The following is an 18,825-nucleotide window of genomic DNA, read 5'->3' as shown; positions in this document are numbered from 1 at the left end:
CGTGTAAGCTTCATACTTACTACATTGTTGCAGTCCGGTAAACAAATGAGAACCGTGCTGCCCACGCGCATCCAATTCAAGGAGTGATCCATGCCCGCCCATTTTTCCTTTGCCGCCAGCCGTCGTGCCGTTCTGGCCACTGCCGCAGTCGCATTGCTGGCGACTGCCGGTGTGCCTGCTCTGGCTCAGGACACGGCCAAGAAGAATCTGCTGATTGGCGCCACCGCCGGTTCCAATTACGACCTGCTGCAAAAAGGCATAGTGCCTCAGCTGCAGAAAAAGGGCTACCAGATCAAGTTGATCGAGTTCAACGACTATGTTCAGCCCAATCTGGCGCTGTCCGATGGTTCGCTGGATGCCAACTTCTTCCAGCACCGCGCCTATTTCGACCAGTTCACCACTGATCGCAAGCTGGCGCTGAGCGCGATTGCGCAAGGCCCGGTGGCGCCCATGGGCGTCTACAGCAAGAAGCACAAGTCCTTGGCCGATATCAAGAGCGGCGCCAAGGTGGCTCTGCCCAATGATCCCAGCAACCTGGCGCGTGCACTGCTGGTGCTGCAGCAGGCCGGCCTCGTCAAGGTCAAGGAAGGGGTGAACCCGGCACGTATCTCCGAGCTGGATCTGGCCGCCAATCCCCACAAGCTCAAGTTTGTGGCGCTCGAGGCAGCCCAATTGCCCCGCGTGCTGGAAGACGCTGACTATGTGGTGGTCAATGGCAACTTTGCCGTTTCCTCGGGCCTGAAGCTGAGCGAAGCCGTGGTGCTGGAAAAGACTCCCGATCTGTACCTGAACGTGGTGGCCGTGAAGACCGGCAACGAAAACAGCCAGTGGGCCAAGGATCTGGCCGCCGCCTACCGCTCGCCAGAGTTCAAGGCCGTGGTGGACAGCCAGTTCCCCGGCTACTCCAAGCCAGCCTTCCTGAAGTGATCGGGCTGGACTGAAGACGCCGAGGGCCGCAATGCGGCCCTTTTTTCATGCCTGTGGATTTGCTGGTTTTAGATGAAAAGCAAATAAGAGCATGGGTTTTTATTGGTTGGAATTTGCTCTCCCGGTCTGGATACTGCAAAGGCCTCTGCATGCTGCAGAGCCAAACCTTCCGCATCAAAACTCAGTACATCAACGAGGAGCAAGCATGACCACTCTTTTTTCCGCAGCGCACCGCCGCCGCCGTCTTCTGGCCACCACTCTGCTGGCAGGCGCTGCACTGGTCGTGGGCGTCTTGCCGGCAGCAGCGCAGGATGCTGGCAAGAAGCAGTTGGTCATCGGCGGTACGGCCGGCTCCAACATCGACCAGCTGCAGTACGGCATCGTTCCGATTCTGCAGAAGAAGGGCTACAAGGTTCGCCTGGTGGAGTTCAACGACTATGTGCAGCCCAATCTGGCCCTGGCCGATGGCTCGCTCGATGCCAACTTCTTCCAGCATGAGGTGTATTTCAATCAGTTCAAGGGCGACCGCAAGCTGGATCTGACGGCCTTGGTGCAGGGGCCGATCGCGCCCATGGGCGTCTATAGCAAGCAGCGCAAGAGCCTGGCCGAGCTGAAGGAGGGTGATCGCATTGCCCTGCCCAATGACGCCAGCAATCTGGCACGGGGCATTCTGCTGCTGCAACAGGCCGGACTGGTCAAGCTCAAGGAGGGCGTGAACCCGCTGCGCGTGTCCGAGCTGGATCTGGCTTCCAATCCCAAGAAGATCAAGCTCGTGCCCCTGGATGCAGCTCATCTGCCACGTGCGCTCGATGATGCGCAGTACGCAATCATCAACGGTAACTTTGCGATTTCCTCGGGCCTGAAGCTGTCGGATTCGGTGCTGCTGGAAAAAACGCCCGAGCATTATCTGAACATCGTGGCAGTCAAGACCAAGGACAAGGATGCGCAATGGGCCAAGGATCTGGCTGCAGCCTACAAGTCCGCTGAGTTCAAGGGCGTGGTGGACAGCAAGTTTGCGGGCTATGCCAAGCCCGCATTCTTGCAGTAAGGCTCAACCGACAAGGGCCTGAACTTCATGCTCCAGATGGCGCAGCGCACGCAGCTCGATCTGCTGCAGCTGCGCTTTCTGCGTTTCGGGCAGGCTCTGCAAAAGCGCAGCGGCGCCAAAGTCGCTGAGCACGGCCTGTCCAGTCTGCAGATTGCACAGGATATTGTGGGCGTACAGATCTCCATGCAGCAGGCCACGGCCGTGCAGATGGGTGATGGCGGAGCGTATGCCTTGCAGCAGCTGCTGGGCCAGGTCGGCTTGCAGGCGCAGTTCGGTGTCATAGACATCACGTGTGCAGCTGTCGAAGCTTGGCGGTCCGGCCAGCGGCTGCATGGCTGAATCCAGCAGGGGCAGGGCCGTGGCCATCTGCCCGTCAGGAGCACCCAGAACCTGCGCCAGTGGCGTCAGCAAATGAGGGTGCTGTCCTGCTGCAATGCCTGCTGCCAGTTCGGATTGCGGCGTACCGTCGCTGGTCTGGGCGGCCTTGAAAACCTTGAGTGCCAGCTCCTGTCCATTGAGGCTGGCGCGGTAGATATGGCCGCTGGCGCCTTCGCCCAGCTTGCCGGCAATCTGCAGATTTTGATAAAAAATGGGCTCAATCCCATGCCCTGAAAGCGTATCCAGCTCCTGCTTTTGAGTCATTGGGTTACCTGCCAGCGCCAGCCACGCCAGGCGAGGCAGCCGGAAGATGACTTCGGGAGCATCTTCGAAACGGTTGCTTGCAATGCGCAGCAACTCCAGCGCCTGGCAATGCTGCAGGCTCTGAGGCAGCTGCCTCAGCTGGTTGCACGACAGCATGAGCTTTTGCAGACGTGTGCATTGGCCTATGGATTCGGGCAACTGGTGCACGTGGTTGCCCGTGAGAATCAGCCAGCGCAGGCGCGCCGGCAGGCTGTCCTCGGGCACATGCGTGATGCGGCAGGCCTTGAAGCCCACCATTTCGAGTTGCGGCATGCGGCCCAGCACGCGGGGCAGTTCGCTGAACGGATTGTTCGAGGCAAACAGAATGCGCAGCCGCGTAAAACGCGTCAGATCATCGGGTAGGGTGCTGAGCTGGTTGCCCGAAAGATCGAGGATCTCCAGCGTCTCGGTCAGCTGATAAAGCGCGGCGGGGAACTCGGTCAGACCATCGCTGAGCCTGATATGGTGTGCGCGGGCCAGTGAACCATTGGCCAGCCCGGAGTGAAACTGTTCTAGCGTCAACATAGGACGCGCAGTCTAAGCCCCGCGCACAGAATGCACAGAAAACACGAAATGCCTGCATGAAAATCTTCAAAGACCTGCCTGCGCTGGTGCAGGCATTGCCCGAACTCGCGCCGAGCGACTGGGTGGATCTGCCTGCCGATGCCGCTGCCCAGCTTGATGTGCCAAATCAATCTCCGCCAGCGGATCTGCTGAAACAGCCCACTTTGCGCTTTGTGGTGCGTGATGCGAATGAGGTGCCGCGCATGGGCCATAAGCACTGGATGCCGGTGGCGGTACTCGCCCGGATGCACTGGCCTTCGTCTGCGGACGCGGTGGCGTGGTCTTGTTTTCTGCTGGCCGAGTTTGGGCGCAGCCAGCGCTTTGTAGAAACCCATGATGTGTGGGTTGAGGCCGATGTGCCGCAGCCGTATTGGCTGACGACCAATGCCACGGCAGAGAAGCGACTGGCTTATTGGTACCAAGGCCTGCAGGCTCATGCCTGGATGGATGAAGAGCCTGCTCAAGTCAAGCCCTTCAGCCGGGCCGAGCTGCGCCTGTGCGAATGGCGTCTGGGTTGCAACCTGCCCCAGTCCTTGCGTGACTATCTTTTGCAGCTCGGTGTACTGGACTGGGCCGAGCGCTTGCTGAGTCCGCGCTTTGATCTCATGGCGCCGGATACAGACATGGACGCCATCGGTCCGGTGCAAGTCGTGTTCCCGGGCATCGCCGATATTGTGGAAATGAGTGCACCGCAACAGGCGCAGGCCTTGATGGCACAGCTGAGCGAGCTGGTGGTGTTCGGGGACTACCTGGGCAATGGCAATCTCTGGTGCTTTGACCGTCGCGATGGCTCTGTCTGGTATCTGGACCATGACAGCAGCCCGTTGCTGACCCGCATGTTCGACGATGTGGGCGACTATCTGGACGCGCTGGCCTTGATGTCGCTATGCCGCAGTCACGCTGTGGCCCAGGGGCGGGATGATGGCGATGAACAGGCCGAAGTGTTGCTTGGCGAGCGCTTCGGGCAGGCACTGGTCCGGAAGTGGATGTACTGAGATGCGCATGAAACTTCTCAAGGCCGCCAAAAAGGCGATATCGCTGCACTCGAGCTGCGCCTGAAGGGCGTTGGCGGTATCCAGGGTCGCAATGCCTATGATCTGCAGGAGCGCGTGGCAGGCCATGCAGCAGTGACGTCCACGGGGTTGTGACGGGATGACGATGCCATGGACGCGTGGCATCGTCATCGTCTCAGCAGCGAGACCGCATCAGGATGCTGGCTGGATGCGGGTGATGATCAGCGAGCCATCCTTGTCCTCGGCATGGAACAGTACCTTGTCGCCAGCCTTGAAAGAGGCCGACTGTGCGGAGCCTGCCAGCGCAAACACCATGGTCATGGGAGGCATGTCCAGGTTCTTGATTTCTTCATGGCGAATCGTCAGCTTGCCTGTGCGGGCATCCACACGGGTGATTTCACCGGCGGTCAGCACATCGGCCTGGCCAGCCGGTGCGGTTGCCGAAGCATCGGCCATCGCCCCATGGCCTGCATGCGCCGAGTGATCCTGTGCAAAAGCGGGGGGCGCCATTGCAATGCCAATGCTCAGGGCTGCCAAAGTGGTGTGAAAGAAGTTTTTCATCATGTTCTCCTGAATTGAGGGGGGTCAGCCGCGATAGCTGGTGAAGACGGTGGTGCTGACATCGCTGTTCATGAGGTTCTTGGTGACCAGCAGCACGTCATAGGGGTCTTTGCGGCCACCGTATTCGGGGCCGTCCATGCCGGGGCTGCCGATGGGCATGCCCGGTACGGCGATGCCCAGCGCCTTGGGCTTTTGCTTCAGCAGCTTGTGCACATCGGCGGCTGGCACATGGCCTTCGACCAGATAGCCGCTCACGAGGGCGGTATGGCATGACCCCAAGCGGCCAGGCAGGCCCAGCTTGGCGCGTACGGTGTTGTTGCCCACGTCGTGCACCTTGACGGCGAAGCCAGCCTGCTCCATCAGGGCAATCCAGTCCTTGCAGCAGCCGCAGTTCGGGTCTTTCCAGACCTCCATGGAAATTTTGGCGGGAGCAGCCGCCATTGCTGGCAGCGCTGCCATGCCGGCAGCGGCGGCCAGCAGATGCAGGGCCTGGCGGCGGTTGGAGCTTGTCATCGGGAATTCCTTTCTTGCGTTATTCGGTGACGGTGATGCGCCCTGTCATGCCGGCCTGGTAGTGGCCGGCGATCAGGCAGGCGAAGTCGAAATCGCCTTTGCGGTTGAAGCTCCAGACCATGTCTTCGGTCTGGCCTGCGGCGACATGGGCCATATAGGGTTCGGCATGCTCCATGCCGGGGTACTTGAGCATCATCTGCGCGTGCTCGTCGAGCGATGCCCGGGTGCCCAGCACCATCTCGTGCATGAGCTGGCCTTTGTTGACCACGCGCAGGCGCAGGGTCTCGCCCTTTTTCACGCTGAAATGACTGGGGCTGAAGCGCATGTCGTCCGTCATCTGGATGGTGATGGTGCGCTGGGCGTCCCTGGCCTCGGCTGCAATGCCCCAGGGCTTTTGCTCCTTGATCACGGGACCGCTGGCATGGGCGTTGTTTCCATGCGCAAAACTAGCGCCGGTGCTTGCTGCCAAGGCGCAGGCAGCTATGAAATGAATAGTCTTCATGGGAGTCTCCTGGCGTCAGTGCTGGGGGTGTGCACCCGTGGCGGGGCCGGTTTCGGGTTTGCGTACGGTGGCGGCACCGGGGGCGGTACCGGGCGTGCTCTGGCGGGGTGCCTTGGCATCGAAAGGCGCGCCCTGCCATTCATAGGCCCGGGTCCTCTTGGGCTGCTGGTACCAGCCGGGATCGCCGTAGTCGTTGGCGCCCAGGTTTTTGCGCACCTTGAAGCTGGTGAACATGCCGCCCATCTCGATAGGGCCGTAAGGGCCCTGGCCCGTCATCATGGGGAAGGTGTTGTCGGGCAGGGGCATCTCCATGGTGCCCATATCGCCCATGCCGCGCTCGCCCATCAGCATGTAGTCGGGCACGATCTTCTGGATCTTGCCCACCAGGCCGCGGTGGTCCACGCCGATCATGGTGGGCACGTCGTGACCCATGGCGCCCATGGTGTGGTGGCTCTTGTGGCAGTGGAAAGCCCAGTCGCCGGGTTCGTCGGCAATGAACTCCACCTGGCGCATCTGGCCCACGGCCACATCCGTCGTCACCTCGGGCCAGCGGGCGGACTTTGGCACGGGGCCGCCGTCGGTGCCCGTGACCTCGAACTCATGGCCGTGGACATGGATGGGGTGGTTGGTCATGGTCAGATTGCCCACGCGGATGCGCACCTTGTCGCCCTGACGGGCTACCAGCGGGCTGATGGCGGGGAAGGCGCGGCTGTTGAAGGTCCAGATATTGAAGTCCGTCATCTCGTTGATGCGCGGCGTCATGGTGCCGGGCTCGACCGCATAGGCGCTGAGCAGGAAGGCATAGTCGCGCTGCACCTTGTCGATCAGCGGGTGGGCTGTCTTGGGGTGGGTGATCCACAAGCCCATCATGCCCATGGCCATCTGCACCATCTCGTCCGAATGCGGGTGGTACATGAAGGTGCCGGGGCGGCGCGCCTCGAACTCATAGACGAAGGTCTTGCCCGGCGGGATATGGGGCTGGTTCAGACCGCCCACACCGTCCATGCCATTGGGCAGACGCTGGCCATGCCAGTGGATGGTGGTGCTCTCGGGCAGGCGGTTGGTGACGAAGATGCGCACCTTGTCACCTTCCACCACTTCGATCGTGGGGCCTGGCGACTGGCCGTTGTAGCCCCACATATTGACGAAAAATCCGGGCGCCACCTCCCGCACCACGGGCTCGGCCACGAGGTGGAATTCCTTGACGCCCGCGTTCATGCGCCAGGGCGTGGTCCAGCCGTTGAGCGTGACCACGGGTTGGTAGGGGCGACCGTTGGGCGGCGTCAAGGGCGCAGCCGTGTCGGCGCTGCCTTGCATGACGGGTTCGGGTAGGGTCGCCATGGCAACCCGGCTGACGGCCATTGAAGTTGTGGCTGCTGCCACTGCAGTGGCAGCGCCAGTGAAAAAGGATCGGCGTTGCATATCAGTGACCTGCTTCGGCTTGTGCAGCGGGCGCTGCGGTGGTGTTGACGGTGGGGGCGGTTCCTGGCGATGTGCCGGTCAGGGCCAGGCGCAGATCGGTCTCGGCCAGCCAGAAGTCGCGCTGTGCCTCGGTGGCGGTTACCACGGCCTGGGTGGTGCTGCGGGCCTGGGCCAGCAACTGCCACACACTCATGAACATGCCGTTGTAGCGGTAGACGGTTTCTTCCTGCATCAGCTTGGCCAAGGGCAGCACCTCGGCCTGCTGCTGCAGGGCCAGGTCGTAAGCCGTGCGGTAGGCCAGCCAGTTGCTGCGGGCTTCGCTGCGTGCGCGTATGGCGTTGTCGCGCAGCAGCGATGCGCTGCGCAGCACCTGGTTGCGCGCCATGCCGCGCGCGGCAAAGCCCCAGTCAAACAGCGGCAGCGGTACGTCGAACTCCCAGCCCTGGGTCTTGTCGCTGTGGCCCCCTGTTTCCCCGTTCACGCGTTCGGTGGTCGTGTTGTTGCTGTAGCTGGCGCCGATATCGCCAAAGATGGTGCCAACCGTGGCCCAGCCCTGGCGGCCGGCGGTCACATCCAGGTCGCGGCGTAGCGCGCCCAGATCCAGCCGCTGGCGTAGCGCCGTGGCTTCGGCGTCATCGCCGCTACGCAATTCGGCTATTTTCGGTAGGGCGGGCAGCAGGGCGGGCAGCTTGTAGGCCAGTTGCTGCCCCCACAGACCCATGCGGCGGGCCAACTGCTCACGTTCCAGCTGGGCGTTCAGACGCGCGCGTGCCAACTGGGCGGCGGCCTGCTGCTGCTGAGCCAGCTCTCTGGCCTGGTCCATCTTGCTGAAGTTGCCGACCTGGGCCATGCGGCGGGCCAGCTCGCCGCCCAGGGCAGCCGCCTCATGCATGCGTTCGTTGGCTGCCAGGGCTTGCCCGGCTGCCACGGCGCGCAGCCAGGCGCGGCGTGTGTCGGAGGCCAGCAGCAGCACCTGCTGGGCGGCCGTCAGCGTGGCCTGTTCCATCTGCCAGCCCTGCCAGCGGCTGCGCCAGGGCAGGGTGATGAGCTGCACCAGGCCAAAGCTGAGCTGGCGCTCGATCTCGCGCTCGTGGCCGTTGCGAAAGCGGCCGAAGGTAAAGCTGGGGTTGGGCAGGGTCAGGACCTGCACGCGCTGCGCGTCGGCAATGCCGAGCTGCGCCAGCTGGGCCTGCAGACCGGGGTTGTTGAGCAGGGCGATGCGCACGGCGGTGTCGGCATCGACTGGGGCTTTGAGCCAGTCGGCAATCTGGGTCTGCGCATCCTGCAGGGCCTGGGCGTCCGGCGAAGGCAGCTGTGCGCCCACAGGTAGCCTGCCTTCGGTATGTCTGGCCACGTCGCCGCGAAGTCCGTCGGGCGAGATGCTGGCGCAGCCGGCCAGAGCCAGTGCAGCGAGCAATGGCAAGGCTTTGAATGCAAGGCGCTTCATGGCTGGCCTCCATGATGGTGCTGATGTGCGGATGTACCGCTGTCCGGGGCCGGGCCGGAGGCATTGCCCTGGGATTTTTCCCACCTGAGCACATCGCCATGGCCGCGCGGGAACTCGCTTACCGCGGCATTGGCGGCCTTCCAGTCACCGGGCTGGGCGACGATGGCTGCGCTGGCGGAAAGCGGCTGGTGCTGCAGCGCCAGCGTGGGAGCGGCGGGGTTGAAAACGCTGTGACTGCTGGCCGGGAGCTGGGCAACTGGAAGAGTCGGTGCTGAGGGCTGGGCCAGAACTGGCGGACTGACGCCGGCCATGAGCAAAGCCATGGCTGCCAAAGAAAGGGGATGCGCTTGGCGCATAGGAGATTCCTGTCGTCTAAAACCGGGAGAAGGTCCGCAGTTTTGAGCGCTTTACGGCTCAAGCCTAGATGGCAAGAGCGATGGCTGCTATCAAAATGCGGACGCACCTAGGGCGTCAGAGCGCAGAAATCGGTGGTTTGACGAGGTCGGCAGGCGCGGCGCTGGCAAAGCGCGCTGCACCATGGGCCGGCTGAGCGGCCAGGGGGAGGCTGGAGTGAAGCGTCAGCAACTCGGAGTTGGCCAGCGTCGAGTGGCAGATGCCGCAGGCCGTGCAATGGCCTTCATGTTGGTGGCAGTCGCTGTCGGCGAGCTTGGCGCTGCAGCTGACGGCCCCTGCAGGGCCTGCCTTGTGGGACGCGGCCATGTCGTGATGCGGCTGTGCGTCGGTCGCGAGGCTTGCATGCGCGTGGTGCACAGCGGCTGCCATGGCAGCCACTTCGTCCAGGCTTTGCGTCTGCACCAGCGCATGTCCCATGTGATGGGACTGGTCGGTGTTCTGCTCCATGGCCATGGCATCGCCTGCCAGGCCGCGCAGGGCCAGCAGCAAAACCAGGAACAAGGAGAAAAAGCGACGCATGGGCTGAATGATAGCGAAGGGCGGGGTTTAGTTCCCTGCCCGGTGCAGTAAGTCGTAAATTAGATAGCTGCTTGCGCTTGCCCATCAAGGGCTAAGGTCGAATTTCATTCATTTTCAGGTCTGTTACCCCAATGGCGCAGGCGCAGGCCGTTGGCAACCACCAGCAGGCTCACGCCCATATCGGCCAGCACGGCCAGCCACATGCTGGCATTGCCGCTGACGGCCAAAATGAAGAAGGCCAGCTTGATGCCCAGAGCCAGGCTGATGTTCTGCCAGAGCACGCTGTGTGCGCGCTGCGAGAGATCGACCACCTCGGGAATGCGGCGCAGGTCGTCGTTCATGAGCACCACATCGGCGGTCTCCATGGCCATGTCGGTGGCGTGCATGCCGCCCATGGCAAAGCCTATGTCGGCCTGGGCCAGCGCTGGCGCGTCGTTGATGCCGTCGCCTGTCATGGCCGTGGGGCCGATGTCGCGCTGCAACTCGCTCAGGGTCTTGAGCTTGTCCTCGGGCAGCATATTGCCGCGTGCATCGCTGATGCCTGCTTCCGCGGCCACCGTGCGCACGGTAGCGCTGTTGTCGCCGCTGAGCACAATGGGCTTGACGCCCAGCGCCTGCAACTGGGCCACGGCCGCCTTGGCCTGGGGACGCAGCGGGTCGGCCACGGCAAACAGCGCCTGCACGCCCTGTTCATTGGCCAGCAGGGTGACGGTGCGGCCCCGCTGCTCCTGCAGCATCAGCGCGGCCTTGAGTTCGGCACTGTCCCAGCTTTGCTCGCCCACCCAGCGCAGATTGGCCAGCGTCCAGCGTTCAGAGCCGATCTGTGCCTGCACGCCGCGGCCGGGCAGGGCTTGCAGTTGCTGTGCTTCGGCAAAGTCCTTGCCGACCTGGGCCTCCAGCCCCTGGGCAATCGCGCGCGACACCGGGTGGTCTGAGCGCGATGCCAGCGCATAGGCGCGGGCGGCGGCGTCATCGCTGCTCGCGGCATTCCAGCTCTGCCAGTCCACCAGCTTGGGCGAGCCGGTGGTCAGCGTGCCGGTCTTGTCGAGTGCAATCGCCTTGAGTTGACGGGCGGACTCCAGCGCGCTACCACCCTTGATGAGAATGCCGCGCTTGGCGGCTGCCGTGAGCGCGCTGACCACGGTGACGGGGGTGGACAGCACCAGAGCGCAGGGGCAGGCGATGACCAACAGGGCCAGGGCCTGGTAAGCGGCCTGATGCCAGCTCCAGTCCAGCAGCCAGGGCGCGAGCAGGCCGAGGGCAATCGCCAGCACCAGCACGATGGGGGTGTAGACCTCGGCGAAGCGGTCGACAAAGCGCTGGGTGGGGGCCTTGGAAGATTGCGCCTGCTCCACGGCATGGACGATGCGCGCAATCAGGCTGTCGCTGGCCGGAGCGGTCACGCGCAACTGCAGCTCGCCATCCTGATTGATGGAGCCTGCATACAGCTCGTCGCCCGGGCCTTTGTGCGCCAGCGCGCTCTCGCCGGTGATGGGGGCCTGGTTGACCGAGCTTTCCCCTTCGGTGACCCGTCCGTCCAGCGGCACGCGAGCGCCGGGCGTCACGCGCAGTATGGCGCCCAGGGGCACCTCGCTGGCGGCCATGCGCACAGTGCTGCCGTCGGGCTGCAACACATCGGCGGTCTCGGGCGCGAGTTGCAGCAGATTGCGGATGGCCAGGCGGGCCTTGTCCATGGCCTGGTCTTCGATGCGCTCGGCCGCTGCATAAAGCGCCATGACCATGGCGGCTTCGGGCCACTGGCCGATGATGAAGGCGCCCGTGACTGCCACTGCCATCAGGGCATGAATGCCGAGCTTGAAGCGCAGCAAATCCTTGAGGCCGGCCTTGTAGACGCCCAGACCCGACAACGCTATGCCCAGCACGGCCAGCGCCATGCCCAGGTATTGAAGCGTGGAGTTGGCGCCGTCGCCGCCAAACCAGTGGCAGGCCTCGGCCGCCAGAGCTGCAGCCAGAGCGGCATAGATGCGCGGCCAGCCGGGCAGCACGCCATGGTCGTGGGCATGGTCGTGCCCGTCACTCTCGTCGTGAGCCTGGCTTTTGGCGGGCTCGCTGATGGAAAACGGGGCGCAGCAGCCCGTGCCGCAAGTCGATGCGGCGGCAGCGGCGACGGGTTTGGACGTGGCGGGCGTATGAGCATGCTCATGATCGTGGTCATGGGCGTGGGTGGACAGGCTTTCTTGCTTCATGGCAGTATTGAAAACAATAAAGTCACTTTAAGGTCAAGCATGTCCCTCAATTCGCACGATATTCCGCGCTGGCGTATTGGCGAGGCGGCCAAGCGTTCCGGCATCGCCGCGGCCAATATCCGCTATTACGAGAAGGAGCAACTGCTCTCGCCCGGCGTGCGCGAGGACAACCAGTACCGGCTCTACACCGATGGCGATGTGCACCGCCTGCGCTTTATCCGCTTGTGCCGGGCCATGGATATGTCGCTAGACGAGGTGCGCACCCTGCTGGCGCTCGATGGTGCGCGCAAGGCCGATTGCGTGGCAGCCAACAAGACCCTGGATGCCCATCTGGGCCATGTGCGCGAGCGGCTGGCCGAGCTGCAGGCCCTGGAGCACGAGCTGATGCAGCTGCGCAGCCAGTGCGACGGCTCGGACAGCTTTTGCCACATCATCGAGGCCCTGCATGCCCAGGCCGACGAGCCCTTGCCCGAGGGCCTGCAGGGCAGTGCTGCGGCAAAGCGCCATGTCTGACAGCGTGCAACTGTGGCTGCTGCGCCCCTACCCTGAAGTGGACGCTATCATTCCTGCATGAGCTGGAGTGAAACCACCATCAAGCTGCCGGGGCGGATCTGGGCTGCGCTGGGCGCGCAGGCCCTGGCGTGGTGGCGCAGCATTTATCTCACCGCCATGCTGCTGGTGCTGATCAGCTCGCCGTCCAGCTATCAGAAGCGCGGGCGGGCCATGCTGGCCCAGCAGATGTATGCGCAGACCGCTCCCATACTCACGGGCTTTACCGCACTGGCAGCCCTGCTGTGTGCGGTGATTGCGCGCATCGTCATCGTTACCGCACAAAGCTATGGCCTGTCGCGCTACGCGCTGGATCTGGTGGTGCGGGTGATGGTGATCGAGCTGATACCGCTGACGGCCGCGCTGTTTGTGGCCATGCGCTGCACCATTCCGGCCGGCGTGCAGGTGGTGCAGATGCGTACCCAGGGCCAGCTTGCGAAGTGGAAGACGCAGGGCATTGACCCTGTCCGTGCGGCGCTGGTGCCACGTGCGGCTGCCGGAGTGTTTGCGGCCATCACGCTGGCTGCGCTCAGTTGCATCGTGGCCTTGGTCACCGTGTATCTGAGCGTCTATGGCTTCAGTCTGGCCGGCTTTGCCGCCTACACCCGCATCTTCGGCCAGATCTTCACGCCTTCGCTGACGCTGGTGTTCGTGCTCAAGACCTGGTTTTTCAGCCTCACGGTGGCTGTCATGCCACTGGCGTCCGCCATGTACACGCCGGTTGCGCGGCACCGGCAGGGCGGGGCGGAGCTGGGCGGTTTTGCACGCATGTTTGCCGTGTTGCTCCTGATCGAGGTGATCTCGCTCATGGGCAACTATTACTGAAAAGGATGGAGCCATGAGCGAAACGCGTATGGCCGAGGAGCAGCTGATCGACGAGGAGTTGCTCAGCCTCAAACCCGTCGCGCATCTGCGCGCCAAGGCGGCAGCGTTGCTGGCGCTGACCCTGATCTTGATTCTGAGTGCTGCCGCTTATTTGCTCTATGCGCGCGGGGTGTTCGAGCCCACGCAGCGTCTGGTGCTGACGGCCGACGACTCCGAAGGCGTGGTCGTGGGCATGGACATGACCTTCTCGGGCTTTCCCATAGGCCGTGTGCACAAGATAGAGCTGGCCAAGGACGGCTCGGTCCGCATTCTGGTCGATGTGACCGAAAAGGACGCCCACTGGCTGCGCCAGTCCAGCGTCTTTACCTTGGTCAAGGGCCTGGTGGGCGGCACCACCATCAAGGCCTATACCGGTATGCTGGACGATGCGCCGCTGCCGCCGGACTCCGTGCGGCCCGTGCTCAGTGGCGACGCCACGGCAGAGCTGCCGCAGATCATCAACTCCGCCAAGGAGGTGCTGGCCAATGTGGCGGCACTGACCGCCACGGATTCGGCATTGGGCGGATCGCTGGCCGAAGTGCGCAAGCTGGCCGAGCGCATGCAGGGGCAAGGCGGCGTTCTGGGTGCGGTACTGGGCAGCGACGAGGAAGCGAAGAAGGTCGGCCAGATGCTCGAGCGCGCCAACTCCCTGCTCGGACGAATGGACCGCATGGTGGCGCGTGCCGACAGCCAGGTCTTCGATGCGAATGGCGTCATGCCCCAGGTCAAGGCCACCATGGAGCAGCTCAACGGCTTGCTGGTCGATACGCGCAAAAGCATGGCCAAGGTCGATGCCGTGCTGGCTGATATGCAGGTGGTGGGCAGCAATGCCCGCGAGGCCTCGACCGATCTGGGCGCGCTGCGCGCCGAGGTCGAAAGCAATCTGCTGAGGCTGGAGTCCGTGCTCAACGATCTGCAGCGCAAATGGCCGTTTTCCCACAAGCCGGAGTTGAAGCTGCCATGAAGCAAAAAAACAAGCAAAAGCAGACTCCAGGCCAATGGGGTAGAGCACTGGCTGCTATATCTGTCATGGCGCTTTCGGCCTGTGGCAACCAAATCCCGGCACCGGATTGGGCCTTGAGTGCCGAAGCTGCGGCGCAAAAAGCCACGCAGGCCTATTTACAGGGGCTGCAGCGTGTGGAGGCTCTGCAATGGCAGAAGGCGCGCGATGCCGTGGCCAGCACCGGCCAACCCGCACAGGCAGCCAAGCTGGAGCTGATGCGCTGTGCAGCGCAGGTAGCCAGCCTGGACTGGAACAGTTGCCCGGCCTATGAGGCGCTGGCGCAGGATGCGGGCAAGCCAGAACAGGCCTATGCCCGCTATCTGCAGGCGAGTCCGCAAGCCGGTGATATCGAGCTTTTGCCCGAGGCGCAGCGCGGCGTGGCGCGGCAACTGCTCGGTGGCGGCGCAGCTGGCACTGCCCTGGCTGAGATCAAGGATCCGCTATCGAGACTGGTAGCTGCAGGCGTGCTGCTGCGTGGCGGAGCTGCGGACCCAGCCCTGCTGCAGCAAGGCGTTGATACCGCTTCGGCGCAAGGCTGGCGCAGGCCTTTGATGGCCTGGTTGCTGCTGCAGCTCAAGGCAGCGCAGCAGGGCGGCGATGCGGAACAACAGGCGCAGTTGCAGCGTCGGCTGAAGCTGTTGGAGACATCCACGCCCAAGTGAACAGGCCCCCGGTCATCGGCTCGGAAATAAAAAAGCGAGGCACAGGCCTCGCTTTTTTGTGGATGGCGAGCCAGAGGCTCGCTCAAATCCGGTGCTTAGAAGCGGTGACGGATACCGGCGATCAGGCTGGTGCCGGTCTTGGGGTTGGCATCGCTCACGCGGTCGTACATCAGAGCGGTGTAGACGTCGGTGCGTTTGGACAGGAAGTGGTCATAGCCCAGGGTCGCTGTGGTGCGGGTGGCGTCGGTGACCGCTTCGTACTTGGTGCGGGCGACGGCTGCCTTGACGGTGCCAGGGGTACCGGAGACAGGAATATCCAGACCCAGCGAGTAGGTCTTGCTCTTGGTATCCAGATCCTTGACCTTGGCTTGGCCGTAGGTGGCGTAGAGCTTCACGACATTGAAGTTGTAGCTGCCGCCGACCATCCAGTCGCTCTTGGTAGGCATGACCGTGCCGTTGCCGGGGTTGGTGATCTGGTCACGCTCGTAGAAGGCCGTCAGGCTCAGAGGACCGTTGAAGTACAGGGCGTTCACGCCGACGTTCTTCTTGCTCTTGTTGCCAGGAGTGGTTTGCTCGCCGAACTGGTAGTAGACATTGGCAGTCAGGCCGCCGAAGCTAGGTGTCGTGTAGACCAGCATATTGCTCCAGCCGGTGTCGGCGGGCGTAGTCAGGCGATTGCCGCCCCAGGCTGCGGTGGGCGTATTCGCGTGCAGCACCAGAGGCGAGATGGTGAACGAATCGCCAAAGGGGTTGGTCAGAATGGTAGGCAGGAAGTTGGGTGCCTTGTCGCGGCCCAGGCCGATGCGGCCGAAATTGCCGTTCAGGCCGATATTGGCATCGCGCGAGAAAAAGGTGTCGCCGGGGAAGCGGCCTGTTTCTCCGGTGTCCATGCGCATGAAGGCGGTGATGTTGAAATCGACCTTGAGGCCGCCGCCCAGGTCTTCAGTGCCCTTCAGGCCCCACCAGGAAGTGGTCATGCCGCCGGAGCCGACGACGCCCTTGCGGTCCTGGCCAGCCATCTTGACGGAACCGGCATACATATCGGCCAGACCGGTCAGTTGCACATTGCTCTGGGCATAAGCGGCGCCGGAGCAGGCCAGGGCAGCAGCCATGGCGATAAAAGCGGTCTTCATGAGTGTCCTCTCGAGTTAGATATTGGATTTACGTTTTGAAATATAGCGGGGGTTTGTATACAGCTTGCTCTGCAGTTCCGCGGAAGCCGATGAAATCATCTTTTCAGTGATATGACAGTGGTTTTTTTACCTCAAGGACCCAGGGAAACCACTTGTGTGCACCGTCTTGGTGCTATCGATATTGCTATGTAGAGCGGCCAAGGGCCGCCAGTTGCGGGTGAGTGAGTGCTGATGGTTTGGTGTCGCAGGAATAACAGTCATTCCTGTCAGACCGGGTCTGACAAGAAGCCTTGGCGCTTGCCATGTAACCGCAGGACGTCTGGCTGCACCAGCGGCGTATACCTATTCAGTATCGAGGGTGCATTCATTGTGCAATCCAGGTTGAGCCGCAACATGGGCTTGTCCCAACCAAGAGCGCTGGCAGTCTGCCTGCTGCGCGCATTTGAGACTTTTTTGAAAAAAGTGCGCGTTTTCCCAGGGGAGGCTGTTTTTCCTCCCTATAATTCATCCCATCGACACGGAATGTAGCGCAGCCTGGTAGCGCACTTGCATGGGGTGCAAGGGGTCGCGAGTTCGAATCCCGCCATTCCGACCAATTTGGAAAGGCCTGTGATGTAAATCACAGGCCTTTTTCAATGTGGGTGCCAAAGCTGTAGAGGCGAGATGCTATGAAACCTGCAGCGCCAGGCGTCCGTCGTGATTCATGCTTAAGCAATTGCTTCGGCAGCGGTCTTCCCGGAAGAGGGCCAGAAATCGGTTACAATAGCGTCATCGACACGGAATGTAGCGCAGCCTGGTAGCGCACTTGCATGGGGTGCAAGGGGTCGCGAGTTCGAATCCCGCCATTCCGACCAAATTGAAAAGGCCTGTGATGAAAATCACGGGCCTTTTTCTATTCCAGCTCTCCCGTTCGAGGAGAGCATCAACCATGCGCATGTCTCGCGACTTTGGGGGCTCCATCCCTAAACCTGCGGCTCGGGCCTGAGCCACAGCCAGAGCAGCACACAGGCCATGATGCTCAGCGTCATGGCAGTGAGCCATGGCTTGTACGAAAAATACAGTATCAGCAGGCTGCTGGCACCCATGCTGACGGTTGCCGTCCATTTGGCGCGGCGGCTGACCTTGCCGCCGGCGTCCCAGTTGTGCAGCAGCGGGCCGAAAACACGGTGTGCATAGAGCCAGCGGTGCAATCTGGGCGAACTGCGCACTGCCGCCCAGGCGGCCATCAGTATGAATACCGTGGTGGGCATGCCGGGAACCACGGCGCCTATCAGCCCCAAAATCACGCAAACCAGCGCAAAGGCAATGAGCAGATAGCGCAGCGGCGCAGAAAGCTGCTTGGGCTCCAGGTGCGGCTCTTCGCGAGGGGTTTCGGGCGGTGGTGGCAGATCGTTCATGAGACAGAAGGTGGGCTGCAGAAGCAGGTGAGGTTGCAGCCAAGCATGGTTCCCATATTAGTCAGCATTGCCGCCCGTTCGGGCTTTGTGGCTGCAGAGGCTGGCGGTATTTGTCACGTCCTTGTCCCGGCTTGCGCGGAGTGCAACCGCATAATCGCTGCGCATGGCCTGGCGACCGATTGGCGACCAGCATGGAATTGATTCAAGGAGCAAGACAATGACCCCCACCCCGAGCGCCGATATGTCCGATGTGATTGCCGAAGTCCGTGGCAAGCTGGGCATGATTACGCTCAACCGTCCCAAGGCGCTCAACGCGCTTTCACTGGGCATGGTGCGCGATCTGCTGGGCACTTTGCTGGCCTGGCAAAAAGACGACTCGATTCTGGGCGTGGCCATTCGTGGCAGCAACAAGGAAGGGGTGTTCGGGGCGTTCTGCGCCGGTGGTGACATCCGCTTTCTGCACGCGGCCGGCAGCAGTGGTAATCCTCAACTCGAAGATTTTTTCACCGAGGAATATGCGCTTAACCATCTGATTCACAGCTTCGGCAAGCCCTATATTGCCTTCATGGACGGCATCGTCATGGGCGGCGGCATGGGCATCAGCCAGGGCGGTTCGCTGCGCATCGTGACCGAGCGCACCAAGATGGCCATGCCCGAGACGGCCATTGGTCTCTTCCCCGATGTGGGCGGCGGCTATTTCCTTTCGCGCTGCCCGGGTGCCGTAGGCGAATGGCTGGCCTTGACCGGCGACACCATCGGCGCGGGCGATGCCCTGGCTTTTGGTCTGGCCGATGGCTGCATTCCCGCCGAACAGCAGGCAGAGCTGTGGGAGACCTTGGCAACCACGGACTTTGCCAATGTGGAGGCGCTCAATGCCGTTGTGCGCTCCCGCTTTGTGAGCATCGAGCCCAAGACAGCCGAGCATCGTGCGGAAATCGATGCCTGCTTTTCTCAACCCACGGTAGCTGCTGTGGTGCAGGCCTTGCAGGCCGGCAGCGACTGGGCTCAGGCCGAAGCTGCCACGCTGCGCAAGCGCTCGCCGCTGATGCTGCATGTGGTGCTGGAGCAAATCCGCCGTGCTCGCCAGATGACGCTGGCCGAGGACTTGCGCATGGAGCGCGATATGGTGCGCCACTGCTTTTATCTGCGCCCCGGTCGGAGCGAGACCGTGGAGGGCATCCGTGCATTGGCGGTGGACAAGGACCACAGCCCGCGCTGGAATCCTGCCAGCATCGAAGAGGTGAGCGATGCCGAGTGGCAGGCGTTCTTTGACAGCCCCTGGCCTGCACATTCTCACCCGCTGGCGGCGCTGCAAGGCTGATTCGGCTACCTAACAAAACAAAGCCCGACAGACTCGATGGTGTCGGGCTTTGTTTTTTATAGCTATCAGCGCTTTACT

At 62.5% G+C, this 18,825-nt stretch carries 19 protein-coding genes and 2 tRNA genes; 10 read left to right on the top strand and 11 right to left on the bottom strand.

What is annotated here, in order from left to right; all coding sequences use genetic code 11:
• The first annotated feature begins 90 nt into the window (after window positions 1-90).
• Together F3J24_RS18210 and F3J24_RS18205 are read left to right on the top strand one after the other, a co-directional pair.
• Window positions 91-927, top strand: coding sequence for a MetQ/NlpA family ABC transporter substrate-binding protein (locus F3J24_RS18210; RefSeq protein WP_167009465.1), 837 nt, complete (start codon window positions 91-93; stop codon window positions 925-927).
• A 205-nt stretch (window positions 928-1,132) separates the two neighbouring features.
• A complete protein-coding gene (locus F3J24_RS18205) occupies window positions 1,133-1,975 on the top strand; it encodes a MetQ/NlpA family ABC transporter substrate-binding protein (protein WP_167009463.1) in 843 nt (280 codons plus the stop codon).
• Window positions 1,976-1,978: 3 nt separating this feature from the next.
• Here the strand turns inward: F3J24_RS18205 and F3J24_RS18200 are convergent, their stop codons facing one another.
• A complete protein-coding gene (locus F3J24_RS18200; protein WP_167009461.1) occupies window positions 1,979-3,181 on the bottom strand; it encodes a leucine-rich repeat-containing protein kinase family protein in 1,203 nt (400 codons plus the stop codon).
• A 56-nt stretch (window positions 3,182-3,237) separates the two neighbouring features.
• Here F3J24_RS18200 and F3J24_RS18195 point away from each other — a divergent pair, with 56 nt between their 5' ends.
• Complete coding sequence (locus F3J24_RS18195) at window positions 3,238-4,215, top strand: SMI1/KNR4 family protein (protein ID WP_167009459.1); 978 nt, start codon at window positions 3,238-3,240, stop codon at window positions 4,213-4,215.
• A gap of 210 nt (window positions 4,216-4,425) precedes the next feature.
• Here F3J24_RS18195 and F3J24_RS18190 read toward each other — a convergent pair whose 3' ends face one another.
• The 8 genes from F3J24_RS18190 to F3J24_RS18155 all read right to left on the bottom strand — a co-directional run bounded on the left by F3J24_RS18190 (window position 4,426) and on the right by F3J24_RS18155 (window position 11,818).
• Window positions 4,426-4,794 carry a copper-binding protein gene (locus F3J24_RS18190; protein WP_167009457.1) on the bottom strand — a complete coding sequence of 123 codons (369 nt, stop codon included), beginning with the start codon at window positions 4,792-4,794 and terminating at the stop codon, window positions 4,426-4,428.
• Between the two features lie 24 nt (window positions 4,795-4,818).
• Entirely contained in the window at window positions 4,819-5,307 is a 489-nt protein-coding gene (locus tag F3J24_RS18185; RefSeq protein ID WP_167009456.1) for a DUF411 domain-containing protein, read from the bottom strand.
• A 19-nt stretch (window positions 5,308-5,326) separates the two neighbouring features.
• The gene (locus F3J24_RS18180) at window positions 5,327-5,809 is read right to left on the bottom strand and encodes a plastocyanin/azurin family copper-binding protein (protein ID WP_167009454.1); all 483 of its coding nucleotides are present in this window, start codon (window positions 5,807-5,809) and stop codon (window positions 5,327-5,329) included.
• A 15-nt stretch (window positions 5,810-5,824) separates the two neighbouring features.
• A complete protein-coding gene (locus F3J24_RS18175; protein ID WP_167009452.1) occupies window positions 5,825-7,231 on the bottom strand; it encodes a multicopper oxidase family protein in 1,407 nt (468 codons plus the stop codon).
• Between the two features lies 1 nt (window position 7,232).
• Window positions 7,233-8,678 (bottom strand): TolC family protein, encoded by a 1,446-nt coding sequence (locus tag F3J24_RS18170; protein WP_167009450.1) that lies wholly within the window; start codon window positions 8,676-8,678, stop codon window positions 7,233-7,235.
• Complete coding sequence (locus F3J24_RS18165; RefSeq protein WP_167009448.1) at window positions 8,675-9,034, bottom strand: hypothetical protein; 360 nt, start codon at window positions 9,032-9,034, stop codon at window positions 8,675-8,677. The genes F3J24_RS18170 and F3J24_RS18165 overlap by 4 nt, the downstream gene beginning before the upstream one ends.
• Window positions 9,035-9,149: 115 nt before the next feature.
• Window positions 9,150-9,611, bottom strand: coding sequence for a hypothetical protein (locus tag F3J24_RS18160; protein ID WP_167009446.1), 462 nt, complete (start codon window positions 9,609-9,611; stop codon window positions 9,150-9,152).
• 104 nt (window positions 9,612-9,715) lie between these two features.
• Complete coding sequence (locus tag F3J24_RS18155; RefSeq protein WP_167009444.1) at window positions 9,716-11,818, bottom strand: cation-translocating P-type ATPase; 2,103 nt, start codon at window positions 11,816-11,818, stop codon at window positions 9,716-9,718.
• Window positions 11,819-11,857: 39 nt separating this feature from the next.
• Here F3J24_RS18155 and F3J24_RS18150 point away from each other — a divergent pair, with 39 nt between their 5' ends.
• The 4 genes from F3J24_RS18150 to F3J24_RS18135 are packed head-to-tail and all read left to right on the top strand — an operon-like array spanning window position 11,858 to window position 14,896.
• Window positions 11,858-12,331, top strand: a complete 474-nt coding sequence (locus tag F3J24_RS18150; RefSeq protein WP_034395549.1) for a Cd(II)/Pb(II)-responsive transcriptional regulator — start codon at window positions 11,858-11,860, stop codon at window positions 12,329-12,331.
• A gap of 57 nt (window positions 12,332-12,388) precedes the next feature.
• Entirely contained in the window at window positions 12,389-13,192 is an 804-nt protein-coding gene (locus F3J24_RS18145; protein WP_167009442.1) for an ABC transporter permease, read from the top strand.
• 13 nt (window positions 13,193-13,205) lie between these two features.
• The gene (locus tag F3J24_RS18140) at window positions 13,206-14,195 is read left to right on the top strand and encodes an MlaD family protein (protein ID WP_167009440.1); all 990 of its coding nucleotides are present in this window, start codon (window positions 13,206-13,208) and stop codon (window positions 14,193-14,195) included.
• Complete coding sequence (locus tag F3J24_RS18135; protein WP_167009438.1) at window positions 14,192-14,896, top strand: hypothetical protein; 705 nt, start codon at window positions 14,192-14,194, stop codon at window positions 14,894-14,896. Before F3J24_RS18140 ends, F3J24_RS18135 begins: the two co-directional genes overlap by 4 nt.
• A 95-nt stretch (window positions 14,897-14,991) precedes the next feature.
• Here the strand turns inward: F3J24_RS18135 and F3J24_RS18130 are convergent, their stop codons facing one another.
• Window positions 14,992-16,029: a porin gene (locus F3J24_RS18130; protein ID WP_167009436.1), complete on the bottom strand. Its 1,038-nt coding sequence runs from the start codon at window positions 16,027-16,029 to the stop codon at window positions 14,992-14,994.
• Window positions 16,030-16,547: 518 nt separating this feature from the next.
• On the opposite strand from F3J24_RS18130, the gene F3J24_RS18125 reads away from it, so the two are divergent.
• Window positions 16,548-16,624, top strand: a tRNA-Pro gene (locus tag F3J24_RS18125).
• A gap of 182 nt (window positions 16,625-16,806) precedes the next feature.
• A tRNA-Pro gene (locus F3J24_RS18120) sits at window positions 16,807-16,883 on the top strand.
• Window positions 16,884-16,991: 108 nt separating this feature from the next.
• On the opposite strand, the gene F3J24_RS18115 is transcribed toward F3J24_RS18120, so the two are convergent.
• Window positions 16,992-17,426 carry a YbaN family protein gene (locus F3J24_RS18115; protein WP_167009434.1) on the bottom strand — a complete coding sequence of 145 codons (435 nt, stop codon included), beginning with the start codon at window positions 17,424-17,426 and terminating at the stop codon, window positions 16,992-16,994.
• Between the two features lie 217 nt (window positions 17,427-17,643).
• On the opposite strand from F3J24_RS18115, the gene F3J24_RS18110 reads away from it, so the two are divergent.
• On the top strand, window positions 17,644-18,747 hold the full coding sequence (locus F3J24_RS18110; RefSeq protein WP_167009432.1) for an enoyl-CoA hydratase/isomerase family protein: 1,104 nt from the start codon (window positions 17,644-17,646) through the stop codon (window positions 18,745-18,747).
• The last annotated feature ends 78 nt before the right edge of the window (window positions 18,748-18,825 follow it).

Source organism: Comamonas sp. Tr-654 (genome assembly GCF_011752915.1).
Taxonomy (GTDB): domain Bacteria; phylum Pseudomonadota; class Gammaproteobacteria; order Burkholderiales; family Burkholderiaceae_C; genus Comamonas.
The sequence above is the reverse complement of the archived record's forward strand: the minus strand, read 5'-3'. Positions and strand labels throughout refer to the sequence as shown.

Bases quoted from the DNA above. Each gene is read 5' to 3' on its own strand.
- F3J24_RS18155 (WP_167009444.1), bottom strand. From the start codon at position 11,818: ATGAAGCAAGAAAGCCTGTCCACCCACGCCCATGACCACGATCATGAG.
- F3J24_RS18190 (WP_167009457.1), bottom strand. From the start codon at position 4,794: ATGAAAAACTTCTTTCACACCACTTTGGCAGCCCTGAGCATTGGCATT.
- F3J24_RS18110 (WP_167009432.1), top strand. From the start codon at position 17,644: ATGACCCCCACCCCGAGCGCCGATATGTCCGATGTGATTGCCGAAGTC.
- F3J24_RS18145 (WP_167009442.1), top strand. From the start codon at position 12,389: ATGAGCTGGAGTGAAACCACCATCAAGCTGCCGGGGCGGATCTGGGCT.
- F3J24_RS18210 (WP_167009465.1), top strand. From the start codon at position 91: ATGCCCGCCCATTTTTCCTTTGCCGCCAGCCGTCGTGCCGTTCTGGCC.
- F3J24_RS18160 (WP_167009446.1), bottom strand. From the start codon at position 9,611: ATGCGTCGCTTTTTCTCCTTGTTCCTGGTTTTGCTGCTGGCCCTGCGC.
- F3J24_RS18185 (WP_167009456.1), bottom strand. From the start codon at position 5,307: ATGACAAGCTCCAACCGCCGCCAGGCCCTGCATCTGCTGGCCGCCGCT.
- F3J24_RS18205 (WP_167009463.1), top strand. From the start codon at position 1,133: ATGACCACTCTTTTTTCCGCAGCGCACCGCCGCCGCCGTCTTCTGGCC.
- F3J24_RS18175 (WP_167009452.1), bottom strand. From the start codon at position 7,231: ATGCAACGCCGATCCTTTTTCACTGGCGCTGCCACTGCAGTGGCAGCA.
- F3J24_RS18170 (WP_167009450.1), bottom strand. From the start codon at position 8,678: ATGAAGCGCCTTGCATTCAAAGCCTTGCCATTGCTCGCTGCACTGGCT.
- F3J24_RS18150 (WP_034395549.1), top strand. From the start codon at position 11,858: ATGTCCCTCAATTCGCACGATATTCCGCGCTGGCGTATTGGCGAGGCG.
- F3J24_RS18135 (WP_167009438.1), top strand. From the start codon at position 14,192: ATGAAGCAAAAAAACAAGCAAAAGCAGACTCCAGGCCAATGGGGTAGA.
- F3J24_RS18165 (WP_167009448.1), bottom strand. From the start codon at position 9,034: ATGCGCCAAGCGCATCCCCTTTCTTTGGCAGCCATGGCTTTGCTCATG.
- F3J24_RS18130 (WP_167009436.1), bottom strand. From the start codon at position 16,029: ATGAAGACCGCTTTTATCGCCATGGCTGCTGCCCTGGCCTGCTCCGGC.
- F3J24_RS18195 (WP_167009459.1), top strand. From the start codon at position 3,238: ATGAAAATCTTCAAAGACCTGCCTGCGCTGGTGCAGGCATTGCCCGAA.
- F3J24_RS18200 (WP_167009461.1), bottom strand. From the start codon at position 3,181: ATGTTGACGCTAGAACAGTTTCACTCCGGGCTGGCCAATGGTTCACTG.
- F3J24_RS18180 (WP_167009454.1), bottom strand. From the start codon at position 5,809: ATGAAGACTATTCATTTCATAGCTGCCTGCGCCTTGGCAGCAAGCACC.
- F3J24_RS18115 (WP_167009434.1), bottom strand. From the start codon at position 17,426: ATGAACGATCTGCCACCACCGCCCGAAACCCCTCGCGAAGAGCCGCAC.
- F3J24_RS18140 (WP_167009440.1), top strand. From the start codon at position 13,206: ATGAGCGAAACGCGTATGGCCGAGGAGCAGCTGATCGACGAGGAGTTG.